The following is a 16584-nucleotide window of genomic DNA, read 5'->3' on the forward strand; positions in this document are numbered from 1 at the left end:
AAAGTTTCTTATAAGATATAACGTATTCTGCCAAGAAATGTTTCGACTTCTAATCGAAAAATCTGCATTGGAGAGAATCGGGTAGGAGGCTACCCATTAATTGGGCAGCCGACCTCCCACACCACCGTACGTACCGTTCGGTATACGGCGGTTCCATTAGGAATGCGCAGTAACTTGTCGATAATAATCAGAAAAGAAAAGGAATCCGAGGTTCTTCAGCCTATTGTTACCGAGGGACTTCGAGAGGATTGGGCTATTGGAGATTCTCCAATAGCCCTTTCTTGTGTTTGCGTATTCCCACGCCTTCTGTTCATGAATTCCGAGCGATATAAGCCTTTCGAGTTTCGTCCTCACTCGTTTCCATTGCTTCCAGAAGACCATTCGGATACGCCTTCTCATCCATTTATCAGTGGTTTGGAGTAGTTGTTTCATGTCAGCAAGCTTGAAATAATTTACCCATCCCATGATGTAGCGCCTAAGCTTCAGCGCCCGGTCGGTGTTGCCCATTCCGTTGCTTCTCGACGTTAGCTCTTTCACTTTAGCTTTCATCTTGGATACGGATTTGGGATGGATTCTGACCCGCGTTTCCCCTTTGCTCTGGTAGAATGAGAAGCCAAGAAATTTAACTTTTGTCGCATCGTCCACAATCGTTTTCTCCCGGTTTACCTTGAGAAACAACTTCTTCTCGATGTAAGGGAGAATTTTCGTCAGGGTACGCTCCGCACTCCTCCTGCTCCGGCAGAATATGAGCATATCGTCTGCGTATCGCACGAATCGATGTCCTCTTGCTTCCAGTTCCTTGTCCAATTCATTCAGCATGATATTGCTGAGAATCGGACTTAGGTTCCCTCCTTATGTGAAGTAACTTATTATGCATAGTAAAACCTACAAATCCAGGCCAGCAAAGGATCTCAACCAAAATTACTTTGCATAATATTCCGAAATGTTTAGTAGGAGAAGTAACTTCTCACTATACAATTCGGAGGTAGCATCATGGAAGTACCATTTTCGGAATTAACTGCTCGACTCGAGAAAGAGCTTTACCGTCTGCATTACAACGAGCAAACGATCAGGTATTACAGGTCGATGTGGCGACGAGTCGCCACATTTCTAGAATCAGAAAAAACCGCTCGATTCACTGAGGAAGCTGGGCTCCGTTTTCTTGAACGTGAGTACAACTTCCTCGAACTTGAGAAAACGGGAAAACTCACGCAATCGATCATCAACGTCTTTCGAGTGGTCAGAATGCTTGGGGATTTTCAGCAACACGGCTGTATCCTCCGCAGGTATTACAAGCAAAGGAAACTTCTACAGAGCAAGACATTTGAAGAAAGGCTCCATCATTACGTCATACACTGCGAAATGAAAGAATATTCAAAGGTAACACAGGATCATTACAGAAAGATCGCCGAGAAATTTTTGAGCTTTCTGGAGTCCAAAGGCGTCCGAAATTGTGCAGATATCTCCGCTCGCGATCTGAATGACTACATCAATACCCTGCTTGGATACAGCTACAAAACGGTCGAGCAGCAACTTTGTGCGCTACGGTCATTTCTACGTTACCTTCACAGCAACCAACTTCACCCGCAAGATCTGACCGAAACCATTCCATCCATAAAGGCCAGGAAGCAGAACCGTATTCCGTCCGTATGGACGCCAGACCATGTCACCAAATTGCTCGAAGCGATTGACAGGGGCAATCCGGCTGGAAAAAGGGATTACGCCATGATCCTCTTAGTTGCACGCTTAGGTCTACGGACAATAGATCTCAAACGCTTGAAACTGGAGAATCTGAATTGGCAAGAGAATCGTATTTCGCTTATACAGTCGAAAACCTCCAGGGAGCTGAACTTGCCGCTTCTGCCAGATGTCGGCTGGGCGATCATTGACTATCTCAAGAATGGCCGTCCTAAGGTAGAATCCCCTTATGTATTCTTACGTCATCTTGCGCCATTGGAGCCTTTCGCGGATGAGGACAGGTTACACCAGATCATCGTTAAATACATGAGGCTGGCGAAAATTCCGATCTCCCCTCAGAAGAAGAAAGGTATGCATTCTTTGCGGCACACATTAGCAAGCAAGCTTCTTCAAGAGAATACGCCTTTATCCGTTATTTCGGACATACTGGGGCATGTCAGTTCGGATTCGACTTCTGTTTATTTTAAGGTGGACGTAGACATGTTGCGCGAATGCGCGTTGAACCCTGAGGGGGTACTTCTTCATGTCTGAATTCTTCTTCCACAGCCCTTTCCAAGAGCATATCCAAGCTATGATTCGCCAAAAACAATCGCTTGGCTACAAGTATGACAGCAGTGCGAAGGTGCTCTTTAAGTTTGATCAGTTCTGTGTGGCGCATGGCTGTACAGAACCACATCTATCCAAGGAACTGGTCCAGGCGTGGATTCAAAAGCAACCGAATGAAGCCCAGGCTACCCAGCAAAACCGGATTGTTGCCGTACGGCAACTGGCTATGTTTATGAGCCGTCTTGGCGTTCAAGCTTATGTAGTGCCGAAGAACATCATGCCAAAGGGGCCCCGATACATCCCGTACATTTTCAGCAGTGAAGAGCTCGCGGTGCTTTTTAAACAGACAGACGCTTGTCATTACCGTCCCGAAGTCCCTAACAGACAGTGGATTATGCCGCTCTTGTTTCGTATGCTCTATGGTTGCGGTCTGCGAATTTCTGAAGCCCTTCAACTGAAAATGCGGGATGTGGACTTGGACAGCGGTGTGCTAACCATTTTGGATGGGAAGTTCAATAAGGACCGACTCGTCCCTATCTCCCATGAGCTCCTTCAGCGCTGCCGTGCCTATGTGAAGCAGGTTCACATGTTTTCGGGTACCGAAGCATATTTTTTCCCGGCTCCAAACGGAGAAGCAGTCACCCATAACAATGTGTACAAGAACTTCAGAAAATTCCTATGGAAGGCCCGAATTTCCCACGGCGGTTGGGGAAAGGGGCCGCGAATCCACGACTTCCGTCATACATTGCTGTACATTGCCTGCGCCGATGGGTTCTGGAAGGAAAGGATCTAACCGCTTATCTGCCTATCCTTAAAACTTACTTGGGACACCATTCATTCAGCGACACATCCCAATATTTGCGGCTTACCGCAGAGCTATATCCGGATATTACAGCAAAGGTGGAACATGTCTTCGGTCACGTGATCCCCGCCATGGGAGGCGAGGGTTTTGAAGCCGACTGACTTTGCCAAAGCTTTATCCCAATATTTATCTGCTTATCTTCCTGGGCAACGGAACGTGAGTCCTAATACGATTTCTTCTTACCGTGACACGTTTAAGTTGTTTCTCACCTACTGCAAACAGAGCGGTCTCTCGATCGAACGACTCACTTTTGCACAAGTAGACGAGACACTCATACTCGCCTTTCTAAAGTGGCTCGAAGAGGAAAGAAAAAACGGCATCTCTACGCGAAACCAACGTCTAGCTTGCGTTCATGCGTTTTTTCGTTACGTTCAGACGGAGCATCCTGTCGGTTTAGTCACTTACCAAAAGATCCTTGCCATTCCGATGAAAAAGGCACCGAAGCCGATAGTGAACCACCTTACACCGGACGCATTGCAACTCATACTGGCGCAGCCAGACCTAACAACGTCCGGAGGTCGAAGGGATGCGACACTGCTATCCGTCTTGTACGATACGGGGGCAAGGGTTCAGGAATTAGTTGATCTTCGTGTTCGGGACGTTCGTTTAGACCCACCTCCGGTTCTAAGCCTTACTGGTAAAGGACAGAAAACAAGGCATGTTCCTCTTATGTCTAACACGGAGGCGGTGCTCAGACAGTACATGACCGAAAACCATTTGCTCCAGAACGGCAAGCAGGATCGGCCGTTATTTTGTAACCGACAGCGAAGGAAAATGACGCGAGAAGGCGTGGCATTTATTTTGAATAAATACGTTTCCCTTGCGCGTACCGTATCTTCAGCCATTCCTGAAAAAGTGACTCCGCACGTTTTGAGGCACACGAAAGCAATGCATCTACTACAGGCCGGCGTTAATTTAATCTACATCCGGGATCTGCTTGGGCATGTCGATATTGCAACAACGGAGGTTTATGCGCGTGCGGATACGGAGTTGAAACGAAAGGCATTGGAGCAGGCCTATCCGAACATGGTTTCGGAGGGACTGCCGCAATGGAACCAAGATGAAGATCTCATAAACTGGCTTTCCAGTCTCTAACCAAAATCGATATTATGCAAAGTAAATTGGACTAGGATCATTTAGGTTACAAGGGTTCTAGCAATTTACTTTGCATAATGAGTTACTTCTCATAAGGAGGGTTATGCTAAGCTTTGCATAAGCCGCCTTGCGGTGTTCCGCTTGGCGTAGCGTATTTCTTTCCGCTTTCCATATACCCGGCTTCGAGCATTTGCCTGATTAGTTTGAGGATTCTGCCGTCGCTGACTTGCTCCGCAATCATATCGATGAGCGGTTCGTGATGGACCGTCCCGAAGAAATCCCGCAAGTCCGCGTCCACGATCCATTCGCATCCATCCATGAGTTCGCTATAAATCTTCCGCATCGCTTGATGTGTCGATCTACCCGGTCGGTATCCGAAGCTGCACTCGCTGAACAGAGGTTCGAAGATAGGCTCCAGCCTGTTTTTCAAAGCCTGTTGACATACCCTGTCCCGTATCGCCGGAATGCCCAGCGGTCGCTTTTCACCCGGTTTCCCTTTCTTGGGGATGAGAATCCGTCTGACCGGCATCGGTCGGTACGTCCCCTGTTTCAGTTCTTCGTGCAGGCGTTCCAACTCCATCTCGGCTACTGCTTCAAATGCCGGGATGGCGACCTTGTCGATGCCCCCACTGCCTCCGTTTGCTCTCACCGACTCCCATGCCATCTCCAAGTTTGTTCGGTGATACACTTTGTCGATTAATGAATGAACCTTCCGTTCTGTGCCTTCTGCTTTCATGCGTTTCGTATCCTCCGCCTGCAAGTTATGGGTCTTTCACAAAGGGAACTGTCCGTCTCTTGCCGCCTACTTGCGAAACGCACTCCAGTTCCGGTCTCCATAAAGCGAGCCGCCTTCCCCTTCTGACTCTCCTTTTGAGCGAGCAGAAGCCAACCGCACCAGAGCGGCTGATCCGGACGTTTCTGTTGTTCGTCCGTTCCAAAGTAATACGCAGCTCTCCGACTTCTCGCCATGCTTCCGGTATGCACTTCGGGGTTTCCTTATAGCATCCGTTACTGAAACTGCCGCGCGTTCTTTGGAAGCGGCGGGCGCGGCACGACCGCTTCGACTTTATTTACCCACTCGTCCTGAAAGTGCATTTGTTTCAGACATGACGAGATCTCCGTGGGTCACATCGTCATCTTCCGTACCATGCCGCCCGCACACACCTTGGTGCGATGGGTGGACTAGAACGCCTTCGTCTCCATAGTGCAGACTCGACCTTGCCCCATCTTTGGCCGACCGGTTCGCAATTCGGGTAGCCCCGTTTCACTACGGCCTGGTACTTCTCCTCAAGCCCTTCAGACTCTGCCTCGCGGCAGACGCCCTGCCTTCCGGCAAAGCTAATTTGCCGGCCCCCGAGGCGTTACCCCCGGGTTTGGATATGAGCCCCCTAGTCCGAGGCTCAGCGGGACTTGAACCCGCCTGATGATCGTGCTGCCACGCACGCACTATGGCCTCTGCTGACTTCTCATGATAAATCTTGTTTCAACCGTGATTCGAAGTGCATCTCCTCACGTCCATGAGACCTCCCACGGTAAGACGATTCACTTTCCTTCCATATACCCACATCATTTACATTGGTACGTCCGTGTAGTTAATTGGACTTCGTCTTGTTTAGCAGACTCATCCCGTATCCTATGCCTGATGATGTTCGTGTTCCTTGGGCCGGAAGTTTGCCTCCAGCTTCCTTTGGATTCCACCTCGCGGTGGACACCCTTGCTCTTGGCTAGTGGTTGGTAACTACAAACCCCCACAGTGGACTTTCACCACCTAGTTAATCGCCATGCGTGGCTAGAGTGAAAGGCTGGGCGGGGCCCAGCCCCTCCTCATCAAACCGTACGTGAGGTTTTCCCTCATACGGCTTTCCGATGTTCGTCATCATGAGCATGCAGATTACAAGAGCGTTTTAAGTCCATATTGAATAGACAAAGACTTCACTTCGCGCAGCGAACTCAACCATCGTCTGCGTTTGTGTTTCTTAGCATACCACTTCGCAAACCGCTGCCGGATATACCAATCCAACTTCGCCATCTTCCTCTGGCTGTAAGCTGTGTAGTAGTAATTGCGCCAGCCTTGAATCTTTGGATTCAGGTACTCCACGTGCTCTTCGAAACTCAGGCGTCGCATACCTGGCGGAGCTAATCGCTCTTTTACCCCTTCCCGTATTCGCTCTTCCGCCTTCCGGCACAACCACTGCTGGGTTGTGTAGTACACTTGGCCTTTGGATGTTTCGGCCTTCGTCTTTCGATGATGCATGCCCAGAAAATCGAAGCCTTCTTCCCCAGTCCAAAGTCCAACGATGCGCGTTTTCGTGGGGTGCAGGGTTAATTCCAGGCGTTCCATAATCGCTCGTATGAGTTCATAGGCCCGCTGTGCGTCCTTCTTCGTCTTGCAGATGATCACCAGATCATCTGCATAACGCGTCAGTTCCCCAAGCTTACCGCCATGTCGTTCCCACAGAAGATCAAAGTAATTCAGGTAGATGTTCGCCAGCAGTGGTGAGATCACTCCCCCTTGCGGTGTACCCAAGTCTGAGCGTCGGATGTTTCCTTCTTCCATCACTCCCGCACCTAACCACTTCCTCACCAACTTCAAGATTCGCCTGTCACTGATCCGCATTTCGATCAGCTTCATCAGTTTCTCCTGATTGATGTTGTCGAAGTAGCCTTGGATGTCGACGTCGACCACCCAATTTCCTTTGCGGTTGCATGCTTTCCGGATTCGCTCCAACGCCTGTTTCGCGCTCCGCTTAGGCCGAAAACCGAAAGACGTGTCCTGAAAATCCGCCTCGAAAATGGGTTCCATGACGAGTTTGGTCGCCATCTGGATGACGCGGTCTCTCACCGTCGGGATCCCCAGCGGTCGCAGTTTGCCATCTTTCTTCGGGATGTAGTGGCGTCTAACGGGTTGTGGATGGTACTTCCCTTCTTTCAGTAGCCGTTGACATTCAAGCACAAAACGCATTTCTCCCTGTTTCTCGATGTCTGCCAACGTCTCTCCATCCACTCCTGCCGAGCCCTCGTTGGCTCGTACCCTTCGCCACGCTTCCCATAAGATGTCTACCCGATAGACCTTGTCGTACAGCGCGTGAAATCTTCGCTTCTTGTTCTCCTTGGCCGCATGACCGAGTTTCCCTTGGAGTTCTTGAACGTTTTCCTCTGGTGTTGTTAGCCGTTTGGCATTCACTGACTCGTACCTCCTCAAGAAACTTGAACAAAGCAGGGCTCCTTCCCTCCCGCAGGTTGTGTTGTCCTGCGTTCCACGGTACTATGAGCCCCTCGGACTCCCTTCCTGCAGACCGTTCACTTCACCTCTGGGGCTTATAGAAGGCCTCTTTACGGTTTCTGCGACCGTGCAGGGGAGGGCCTCCCCAGTTCACTGCATCCTCTTTCATACCATGCCGTTCCCTCTACGCCGGAGGATTCTTCACTGCCGCTCCAAGTTCTAGGCAGCTTCCATGGCCTTCGTCCATGTACGCGGGACTCGGCTTCCTCTTTTCCCTCTTGCGAGGCCTTTTTGACGACGCGGCAGGATTCACTTTCATGTTACGGCCTGGTATGTTGCTCGCCCTGCCTCTGACAGGTACTTTCGTCGATACGCTTCTACGTACAGATTTCGCCATACGTAGGTATCCTAGCTACGCGGGGGCTTGGCCCTTCCCGCGACCGGACTTTCACCGGCTAGACGATGCGTGCTTAGCTGGGCACGCCACACTAAAAAGAGAGGTTGCCTTAATGGCAACCTCTCTTTCCCATAAATAGCAATTACCACATATGTTATTATGGTTGACGTTTGGATACAGATACAGAAGTAACAGCGTTTTTACCTGCCGAAGCGTCGGTTACAGCTTTTGCAGCCGTGTTAACAGACTCATTCAGGTAGATTTCAACAAGATCATTAGAATTGATTACAACAGAGCCATCTGTTGTAAATGTAATTACCAATTTGTCAGCATCTGTTGCATGATTTGCGATGCTATTAACTGTAGCCTTGACACCGTTAACGTATACACTGAATGCCCCAGGAACATTGAGTACTGGGCCCAGATCTTCAGAGAACTTCAATGTTGCAGTGTATCGACCTGTAGTACCCGTTGCATCAGCACCAGTGAAGCTGTTTGCTACGTACTCAGGAGCAACTTTGTCTGTCAAAGTAACAGTGTCGCCAGACAGAACAGAAATTCCATAAGCATTCACGGATCTTGGTGTAGTTGCACTTACAACAAAGTCAAAGTCGGTAGGATCAGTAGACAGATCATCAACTGGTTTGAAAGTAACAATTGTCTTAGATCCATCATACTCCTGCGAAACAAATTGCAGACCAATATCTGTAGTACCATCAGTCAATTTGAAGTCATCTGCATATACGTAGGAGAGAATACCATTAAATGTTGCTTTAACAACGTCTTTAGCCGTAACTTCTACTTTATTCAAAGTGATTTGAGAAGTTGCCTTACTCTTAACGTCTTGAATTGTGTAGAAGTTATTAGCAATGTAGTTACCTTGTGTATCCGCTACATTCGTAACACGAAGGTTAAGGCGCGGAGTACCAGTAGGGAAATATGTTGTATCTTTCGCAGGGAACGTGATGCGAACTGTATTAGCATTTACGAGTTCAACTTTAGAATTTGTTGGGATCGGAGTGTTAGCAGTAGTAACACCTGTCGCAACAATATCATAGTTATATTTGTTCACATCGATTGCTGTACCAGTTCCCTCAACTGCGATGTTCTTAGAGAACTGAATAAACACTTCCAGAGTGTACTTGCCGCCAGATTGAATTTCTTCATACCAGCTAGCTGCAACTTCCGGTTTAGATACATCGCTAACAGTTACAGTTGTGCTGTAAGGGTACAACGTGTTTGCAATTGTCGAAGTATCGCGGATACCCGAAATTTCCAAAGTGTATGTCCCCTCGCTAAGCGCACCGATAGAATAGAACTCTACTTTGTTACCAACGATTCTGCTACCATCGCGAACAAACTTAACACTGTACGGATGACCTTTGCTGGAGAAACCTTTGCCAGTAACAACTTCACCCTTACTATTCTTCAGAACATAGTTGTCTGGATTTTCGGCATCTGTAGACAGAACATCTTTGGAGTACTCAACTGTAAATTTATTGTTGTTGGAAGAAGCCGATTCCACCTTAACGGAAACAACTTCAGGACGAGTAGTATCCAATTGAGGTGTTACTTTCACTTCACGATCAGCAGAGTTATTGCTGTAGTCAGTTACAGATTGCAAATAAATGGTGTTTTCTCCCAGGCTAAGCGGATTAGCAGTAAAGTCAACAATGATTTTGTTGTCTTTTACTTCTGCAACACCAGTTTTACCGGAAGAAGTGTGGTACACCTTGGAGACAGATTTAACAGGTTCATTCAACTCGATTTCAACTTTTTTCACATCTGTAGTTTTAACAGATGTAACTTCAGGAGCTGCATTGTCTTCTGCAACAGTGAAATCATAAGTTTTATCTGCTACTTTGAATCCAGCGAAATCAACTACATCGCTAATCTTCAAAGTATGTGTACCAACAGCAAGATCCGTAGTGATAATAGCAACGTTCGGGTAAGAGAAAGTTACATATCCAGCGATCGCTTTATCATCCACACGGAAATGCGAAGTAGCACTTACAGAAGCTGCTGTAACAGGCTCAGAGAAAGTCACTTTGAAAGCCTTAGTACCCAAAGCCTCAACCTTTGTTGCTTCAGGAAGAGTAACGTCTACCGCTTTGAACTTCACTTCACCGCTCAAAGTTTTAGACTTATCACTGTTTTTAACATTGCTAACTTTCAAAGTTGTTTCATTTTGTTGAGACAGGTTTGCGCTGCTTTCAGCAATCAGCAAAGTAACAGTTTTCTTGTCACTGGACAAAGAAGCACTGTCAAAAGTCACACCGTCAATTTTGTAGTTTTCAATAGCTGTTGCGCTTGCAGCATCAACCTCGCCATCAAATTCAACTACCACTTCTTTATAGTTAGATGCGGAAGCAGAAACGATTTTTTGAGCTGCCGTTACAACCCAAGTTACTGTAGTTTTGATTTCCTTACCGTCAGCAGTTTTGAAAGTAACTTCAGTTGCTTTGTTTGGTTCCAAAGCTTTTTCCAGTGCTACTTTCACTACTTCGCCGTTAGAAAGCGTGAACTCAACGTTCTTGCTGTCTACAACGTTGTAGGATTTAACTGTTGGAACTTGAGCAGCTTCGTAGATAGCGTATGCTGCTACAACTGCTTGGGAGCGAGTCGCTTGAGCTTGGTAGTTGATGCCGTCAGCCAGGTAACCAGCGTTAACAGCTGCTGCTACATAACCTTTAGCCCATGCGGATGCTGTGTTGTTTGCGTCAGCAGGAACTTCCAGTTTCAGAGCAGTTACCAGAACTTTAGCCAGTTCTTGTACAGTTACTGCGCCGTTCGGATCGAACAGTTTCTTAACTGCGTCTTTACCATTGAGGATGCCAGCTTGTGTAGCAGCTTCAATGTAAGGACGGCCCCAGTGGTTCGCATAGTTCTTATCGTTGTAAGAAGTAGCGTCAACTGGTTCCAGGCTCAGGGAGTTAACGATGATTTTCGCGAGTTCAGCGCGAGTCAACGTTCTTTCCAAGTGGGACAGGCCGTCTGGGAAGCCAGATACGATACCTGCTTCTTTCAGAGCGTTAAATTGTTGCTCTGGAGTCAGTTTGGCATCAGCACCGAATGCTACGGAAGCAAACATGGAGAATGCCATTGCTGTAGACAAAGCTACGGACAAAATTTTCTTCATAACCTTTTTTTCTCCTCCTTGATTAACTATCACATGAGAATTTTCTTTAAATGAATAGCTCGTGTTACTCATTAGCCATTGCACCCCCTTTCCAGAGCTTGAGCAGGTTTCCTATAAATTAGGTCTGCAGCAGAACTGCAGAAACTTGTAAACGAGAATGAATAGAATGTAGAAATAGACTAGTTTCCTAATCCTACCTAAACATTATACAATGGGTCCCTAGAGCCGTAAAGCTAATTTTTCTAATAGATAGACAAGTTTCCCTATGAGGGAGACCTTGCCATGTCTAAAACAGTCGCCATTGCCAATGCTCTACATCTTAAACGCAGCAGGTTTCAAAAAGTTGCGGGGGATTTAAAAAAAATTGCGAGATTGTAACTTTTCTAAGATTCCCCTTAGTTACGCCTTTTTTACTCCCTTACCGCCTGACGGAAATTAGTATAACATGCCGAAATATGTCAGTCATTAAGCAACTTTTCCCATTTTCGCGCTATCTCCATTGTATGTGAGCGCACGACAAATAAGACGTCCAATTTTGGACGCCTTATGGGTAAATCTCGTACCCAAGCGGCCGCAAGTTACCTTACTCTCATGGCCAATTGGATAATACGAGCCCGCATTTGCGGATCGGTATTCAGTTTCTCATACATCTCGTCGATGGCTTTTTTGTTATCTTTGTATGTCTTCTCATGCTTCATCGTGTTATGAGACCATTCAATCAGTTCGTTTTCGGCTGCACGCAGCTCGGTGAATGCGTCATGGAAGCCCGTCTCAATTACAAGGCTCTCCATAACCTCTTGGGTTACTTCTTGAAGCTTAGCCGTTTCTTCAATGCGCTTCTCCAATACTTTGGATCTATCCTCAAATTTGCGCTTAGCTTTGGAATAACCCAACTGCGGTTTCGATAGGATCGGTTTCATCTGTTCAAGTTCACCCTTTTGCAAATTGTCTATTACTCTGCTTATTTTAACGTAAAGCTCTGGAAAACACAAAAAGATGTAATTGGAAATAAAGAGACGGCCTTGGTTAACCTTGGCCGCCTCCAGTCATTGAACGCCTATTAGCTTAGGTTTTTAGGGAAGATAGACGAGCTTTTCTTCAAAAGTTCAACCGCAACTTTCCCTGCCTCAGCTCTCGTCATGTTGTTTTTTGGATTGAAATTGACGGATGCTTTCTTGCTGCCTGCCGTCGTAACACTTTGTCCATCCATGATTTTCGCTTTGTAAACAGCTTGCACGGCTGGACGTGCATAAGGATCAATTCTTCCCGAATCCAGGAATTGCTTAGCCAACGTTGCATTCAACTTACTATCATTAGCCGGAAGCTTCAGTTTGAGTGCACGAGCAATCATCATGGCTGCCTGTTCTCTCGTGATCGGCTCCTCAACCCCAAAGTATCCTTCAGTAATACCTGTAATGATCCCTGCACGGGAGGCCGTTTCAATATACTTGAACTCCCAGGTATCTGTTTTGGCATTTGGTACAACGTCAAAATAAGTTTGAACTTTATTGTCATAATTCAATGGGATATTAAGGCCTTTGACCAGCAATGTAGCAAATTCCCCGCGAGTCGTCAGATCGTCGGCTCCGAACGTATTCGGCTGCAGATTTGCCATAATTCCCTTCGAATACAGAGCATTCAGCATATTCCGTGCCCATGGATGGTTCGTGATATCGCTGAATCCACGGCTTTGCTTCATGACAACATAGTAGCCAAAATCATCAAAAGGCACGGTAATGGTATTGTTCTTTGTATCGACAGTCCCGCCGATATTCTCCCATTCCGAATTTTCGGTGAATCGGAATACCGTTACCGTAGTTCCTGCCTCATCCACGACGCTCTTGTTGAAGGCTAGCTTCAACGTGCCGCGTTGGGAAGGTACAAGCTTTCTTTCTGGTTCTCGTAGCAAGAGATCCCGGAAGTTTTGGGAATCGGAGTACTGCGGCAAAATCGAATATGGCGGCAAACCATTTGTCGCCGGCTTATACGAATCTCCGCTTCCATACTCGCCGTAACCACCGTTAATCCAGTAAACATCAGAAACTCTAGTGAAATTGCTTGTTTTGGCCGTTGAGTTGAACAACTCGGACAAGTCCTCTGGCAAAGTCAAGGTTGCTAAGCCATTTGGTGTTCTTTCGTCCTTATCAATGTTAAAGAAGTTTCCGTAATCGTTCCGGCGCTCCAAGATCCCGTTCTTAGGATCTGCAATCCCAAATAACAACTTATTGTCCGGATAAAATTTAGTTACGCTACCCTCAGGTACATTTGCTGTTTTTAATACGGTACCTTTAGGGAAAGTTAACTCCAACGCTTTATTAAACGCCGAATACTTCGTGGCCGGTTTCTCCGTCATATACTGCGAATCCACAGCAACAGCACTCGTATAATAAACCTCTATAGTGTCATTAAGCGTTTCGGTTCCACGTATAATTTGAATTTTGATCTTGGTCGTCTTATCCGGTTTGAGCCCTACAAAATCATAGATAAATCTTGCCGGTGCATTTTCAGGCAGGTCCGTACGACGAATGGCTTCCCCTTTATCAATAATGACTCGGGTTGCACCTTCAGCCTCAATATCGAACCGAACAAAGTTCTTGTTAACGATGATCTGATCACCTACCGTCGGGACAGGAGATAGAATCCGATATGGTGCCAATACGCGAGAAATCTCCAGCCTTTGCAAAGTCCGGGCTCCCGTAGAATTGATAAGCTCCAGATTATATACCTGACTTCCCAACGAATCCAGTGCAATATCCTTAATTCTCAATACAAACTTGCCGTTAAATACAGCCATATCATAACCAACGTCCGGTTTACCGCTCCGAACAATGGTTCCTGTAATAATTTGAGTGCTTGTCATCGCCGTTGAAGTCAGATCCGCAGTAGGTGCATCTGTTTGGGAATTAAAGACGCTCTCGGAGCCCCGCATTAAGTTAATAATTTTGGCTCCTGCCCCTTGAATGATCAGATCATAATTCTTGGCGCTAGTTTCATAAATCTCTCCAACCAACTTAAACTCAGGCGAGCCCGCAAGGATTTGGGTCAGCTGTGTGTTAGCTCCGCTCGTATCATTCAGATCCAGACCTGTAAACGTTACTGCAGGATCAAAAATCTTCGGACGGAATACAGTGATGTTCGAGACATTTGTGTCCAGAATGTACAGTCTCAACTCTTTAACAACCGTTCTGGAATTCCCCTTACCATCCATGGATACCCCGCTGAATTTAATACGGTTCTCACCATAATACAAGGGGCCGTTAACATCGATCGGCAGTTGAATCGAGAAAGTAGGCGCAGCCGTCGTTGGATTAAAGGCAATAGGAGGCGTCAACTTATCATTAGAAACCCCATTCACAAAAAACTGTGGATTTGACAGGTTTTCAAAGTCGCGGTACTCCCCATTAATATCTACGTAAAGGTTCGCTTTACTTGAATCTACCGAAATCGTTTGACCATCATACAAGCCTTCAACATAGATGTAGTTTTTCGTTGCATACGTAATAGTAGCAATTTTGGATGCACTGGAGGTACCAATGCTAAATTTCACTTGTTGCGTACCACTGGAAAATCCTGTGATTTGGAAAACATGCTGTGTTGCTGTCCCCGTAGTTACAGGAGTAATTGTTGGTCCAGTAGTCCCTCTTGGCAAGTAGACTGCTTTAAGATCACTACTGTTAAACGCTTGGTCTGCCGTAACCAAAATGTAAAAATTATCTTTATCGGCTTGAGTACCATCCAAATCTGGAAGATCATTGATGTTGACTGGCGGCGTTGAACTGTCCTTCATATATTTCAATCCGGTAACACCAATCTCGCCTGGAAGGTATTTAAAGTTGATATTCAGAGACGCCGAATAAGTTCCATCATATTGAACACTAAGATTAAATTTTTGGTCCCCACTTCCAAAGGTGAATGGCACACTAACTTCAACTAATCTGTATGCACGGGATACACCGTCTGGTGCAGGAATTTCCGTTTCTGTGGCAGTAAATGCCGTGAACGGTGGATTTGTCGTGTTGAAGAAATCCGTCAGTGTCACATTGCCTTTTCCAGCACCTTGCGATGCACCAAAGGCATTACCAGTATCATTTAATAACATCGAGAACTTGAGTGTTCCAGACACAGGCAGTGCCGGTGTTGTGGCTTCTGTGATGGTTGCCACTTTATTGTTCACATCATATTCAGCACCGTTATACTGGACGGCAATCGTATCGAACGGTTTATTTTTATCAAAGTAATAAACGGAGCGCTCAATTGTAACAGAATCCGCGCCGCTTTTAACAGTAATCGTGATTTTGTTAAGGCCCGGTTTCAAATTTAGGGCCGGCGAAAAGAATTTGCCCGTTTGTGTTAATGTAGTGACTAAACCCGTGCCCCCATTCACACTAACGGTTACTTCCGTCGCGTTCTTCACTTCACCGGAGATCGAGACGTTTTCTTTATCTGCAACAACCTCCGAACCCTCGTTTAAGTAAATGGTTCCATAACTGGATCCTAACAATTTCAAATCTTGTACGTAAGGAACTTGATCAAATAAAGCATAGAAAGTAGATTCGCGTGTTATCCCATTTTGGGAACCCGACAACGTGATCCGGTTAAACCCCGGGAATAACGGCAAGTTGGTAACTTTAAATTTATCCTGAAAAGAGGACGAAGTATCTCGAGAGATGTTCCCGTTCTTAAATTGGGAGCTATCTGTCTCCCAGACCCCCTCACCCGTAGCCTGATTTGTAACTTTAAAGGTCAAACGTTCAACTTTAACCTTTAGGGAGTCCTCAGTAACCTGAGAATAAGTACCGGTAAAAGTCATCGTAGGAAGCGTTGTTGTATACATTCGGCTATCCCGAGCGACTTGGTCTGGACCGGGAGTGAGTGTTAACGTAGTCGTATTTCTCAGAGTTAAGTCATCCGGAATAAAATAGTTGCCCTGAGCAGCATTGGCCGTAGGAACGAACCCCAATGGCAACAATGTGATGATCAATGCTGTAAGCATCAACCATATGAAGGGCTTCTTCAAGCGTTGCATGGATTAATCTCTCCTTTGTCGTGTAGTGTGTGTTGATGTCCCCGTCAAAGTTCTGCAGGGACTGCCCAAAAGCGTCACTTACATATGTTATCGGTCGAAAGTTGGAAGAATTTTAGGAAAACTTGAAAGAGAATCCAACGAAAATCCTGGGGCACAAAAAGATGCCGTTTCGGCGTGGCTTGCTCCGGCATAGATCGCTCTTAGATTATCCCGTTCGCTCAGTCTGCCTTTCAGGAATAGTAACCTTCCTCCTCAGCGCACTGCCTCGGCAACCCTCATCCGTCTCGCTAACGGACCGTAATGACCTTATTCGTCGATTTCCCACTCATTTCCCGTCCTAACGGACTACAGAGACCTTATTGAGCTCATTCTGACGTAAAACTTCCGAAGCAGCACGAAATAAGGTCTCCACGGTCCGTTAGAATCCAAACAGCAGCAGCCAAGCGCAAATAACGGCTCTGGAGTCCGCTAGATCAGGGGACTATAAGAGGTGCAGAGCGGTTGAAGGTGCTTCGGGCCGAACAGGGAGGGTACCCGGCTGAATCAAGCACAAAAAAAAAACCCCTGCGGCTCATCACCGTCAAGGGTTGTCCTATCA

Annotated in this window: 9 protein-coding genes and 1 pseudogene; 3 read left to right on the forward strand and 7 right to left on the reverse strand. The window is 46.6% G+C overall.

What is annotated here, in order from left to right:
* Positions 1-156 precede the first annotated feature (156 nt).
* Together ACL02P_RS15590 and ACL02P_RS15595 are read right to left on the reverse strand one after the other, a co-directional pair.
* A complete protein-coding gene (locus ACL02P_RS15590; protein WP_412838254.1) occupies positions 157-549 on the reverse strand; it encodes a group II intron maturase-specific domain-containing protein in 393 nt (130 codons plus the stop codon).
* A gap of 69 nt (positions 550-618) precedes the next feature.
* Positions 619-840 (reverse strand): annotated as a pseudogene (locus tag ACL02P_RS15595) (reverse transcriptase domain-containing protein); the annotation flags it as partial.
* Between the two features lie 153 nt (positions 841-993).
* On the opposite strand from ACL02P_RS15595, the gene ACL02P_RS15600 reads away from it, so the two are divergent.
* The 3 genes from ACL02P_RS15600 (at position 994) to ACL02P_RS15610 (ending at position 4201) form a co-directional block, all read left to right on the forward strand.
* On the forward strand, positions 994-2229 hold the full coding sequence (locus ACL02P_RS15600; RefSeq protein ID WP_412837675.1) for a tyrosine-type recombinase/integrase: 1236 nt from the start codon (positions 994-996) through the stop codon (positions 2227-2229).
* Positions 2222-3037: a tyrosine-type recombinase/integrase gene (locus ACL02P_RS15605; protein ID WP_412837676.1), complete on the forward strand. Its 816-nt coding sequence runs from the start codon at positions 2222-2224 to the stop codon at positions 3035-3037. The genes ACL02P_RS15600 and ACL02P_RS15605 overlap by 8 nt, the downstream gene beginning before the upstream one ends.
* Positions 3038-3193: 156 nt before the next feature.
* On the forward strand, positions 3194-4201 hold the full coding sequence (locus ACL02P_RS15610; protein ID WP_412837677.1) for a site-specific integrase: 1008 nt from the start codon (positions 3194-3196) through the stop codon (positions 4199-4201).
* Positions 4202-4307: 106 nt separating this feature from the next.
* Here ACL02P_RS15610 and ACL02P_RS15615 read toward each other — a convergent pair whose 3' ends face one another.
* The 5 genes from ACL02P_RS15615 to ACL02P_RS15635 form a co-directional block, all read right to left on the reverse strand.
* Positions 4308-4937, reverse strand: a complete 630-nt coding sequence (locus ACL02P_RS15615) for a reverse transcriptase domain-containing protein (RefSeq protein ID WP_412837678.1) — start codon at positions 4935-4937, stop codon at positions 4308-4310.
* 1155 nt (positions 4938-6092) lie between these two features.
* Positions 6093-7385, reverse strand: a complete 1293-nt coding sequence (gene ltrA / locus ACL02P_RS15620) for a group II intron reverse transcriptase/maturase (RefSeq protein WP_009226730.1) — start codon at positions 7383-7385, stop codon at positions 6093-6095.
* Positions 7386-7978: 593 nt separating this feature from the next.
* Positions 7979-11032: an S-layer homology domain-containing protein gene (locus ACL02P_RS15625; RefSeq protein ID WP_412837679.1), complete on the reverse strand. Its 3054-nt coding sequence runs from the start codon at positions 11030-11032 to the stop codon at positions 7979-7981.
* A 506-nt stretch (positions 11033-11538) separates the two neighbouring features.
* Positions 11539-11880 carry a hypothetical protein gene (locus tag ACL02P_RS15630; protein ID WP_028538158.1) on the reverse strand — a complete coding sequence of 114 codons (342 nt, stop codon included), beginning with the start codon at positions 11878-11880 and terminating at the stop codon, positions 11539-11541.
* 140 nt (positions 11881-12020) lie between these two features.
* Positions 12021-15986 (reverse strand): S-layer homology domain-containing protein, encoded by a 3966-nt coding sequence (locus tag ACL02P_RS15635; protein ID WP_412837680.1) that lies wholly within the window; start codon positions 15984-15986, stop codon positions 12021-12023.
* Positions 15987-16584 lie beyond the last annotated feature (598 nt).

The sequence above is a fragment of the Paenibacillus sp. MB22_1 genome (assembly GCF_047200555.1).
In the GTDB taxonomy this organism is placed as follows: Bacteria; Bacillota; Bacilli; order Paenibacillales; family Paenibacillaceae; genus Fontibacillus; species Fontibacillus phoenicis.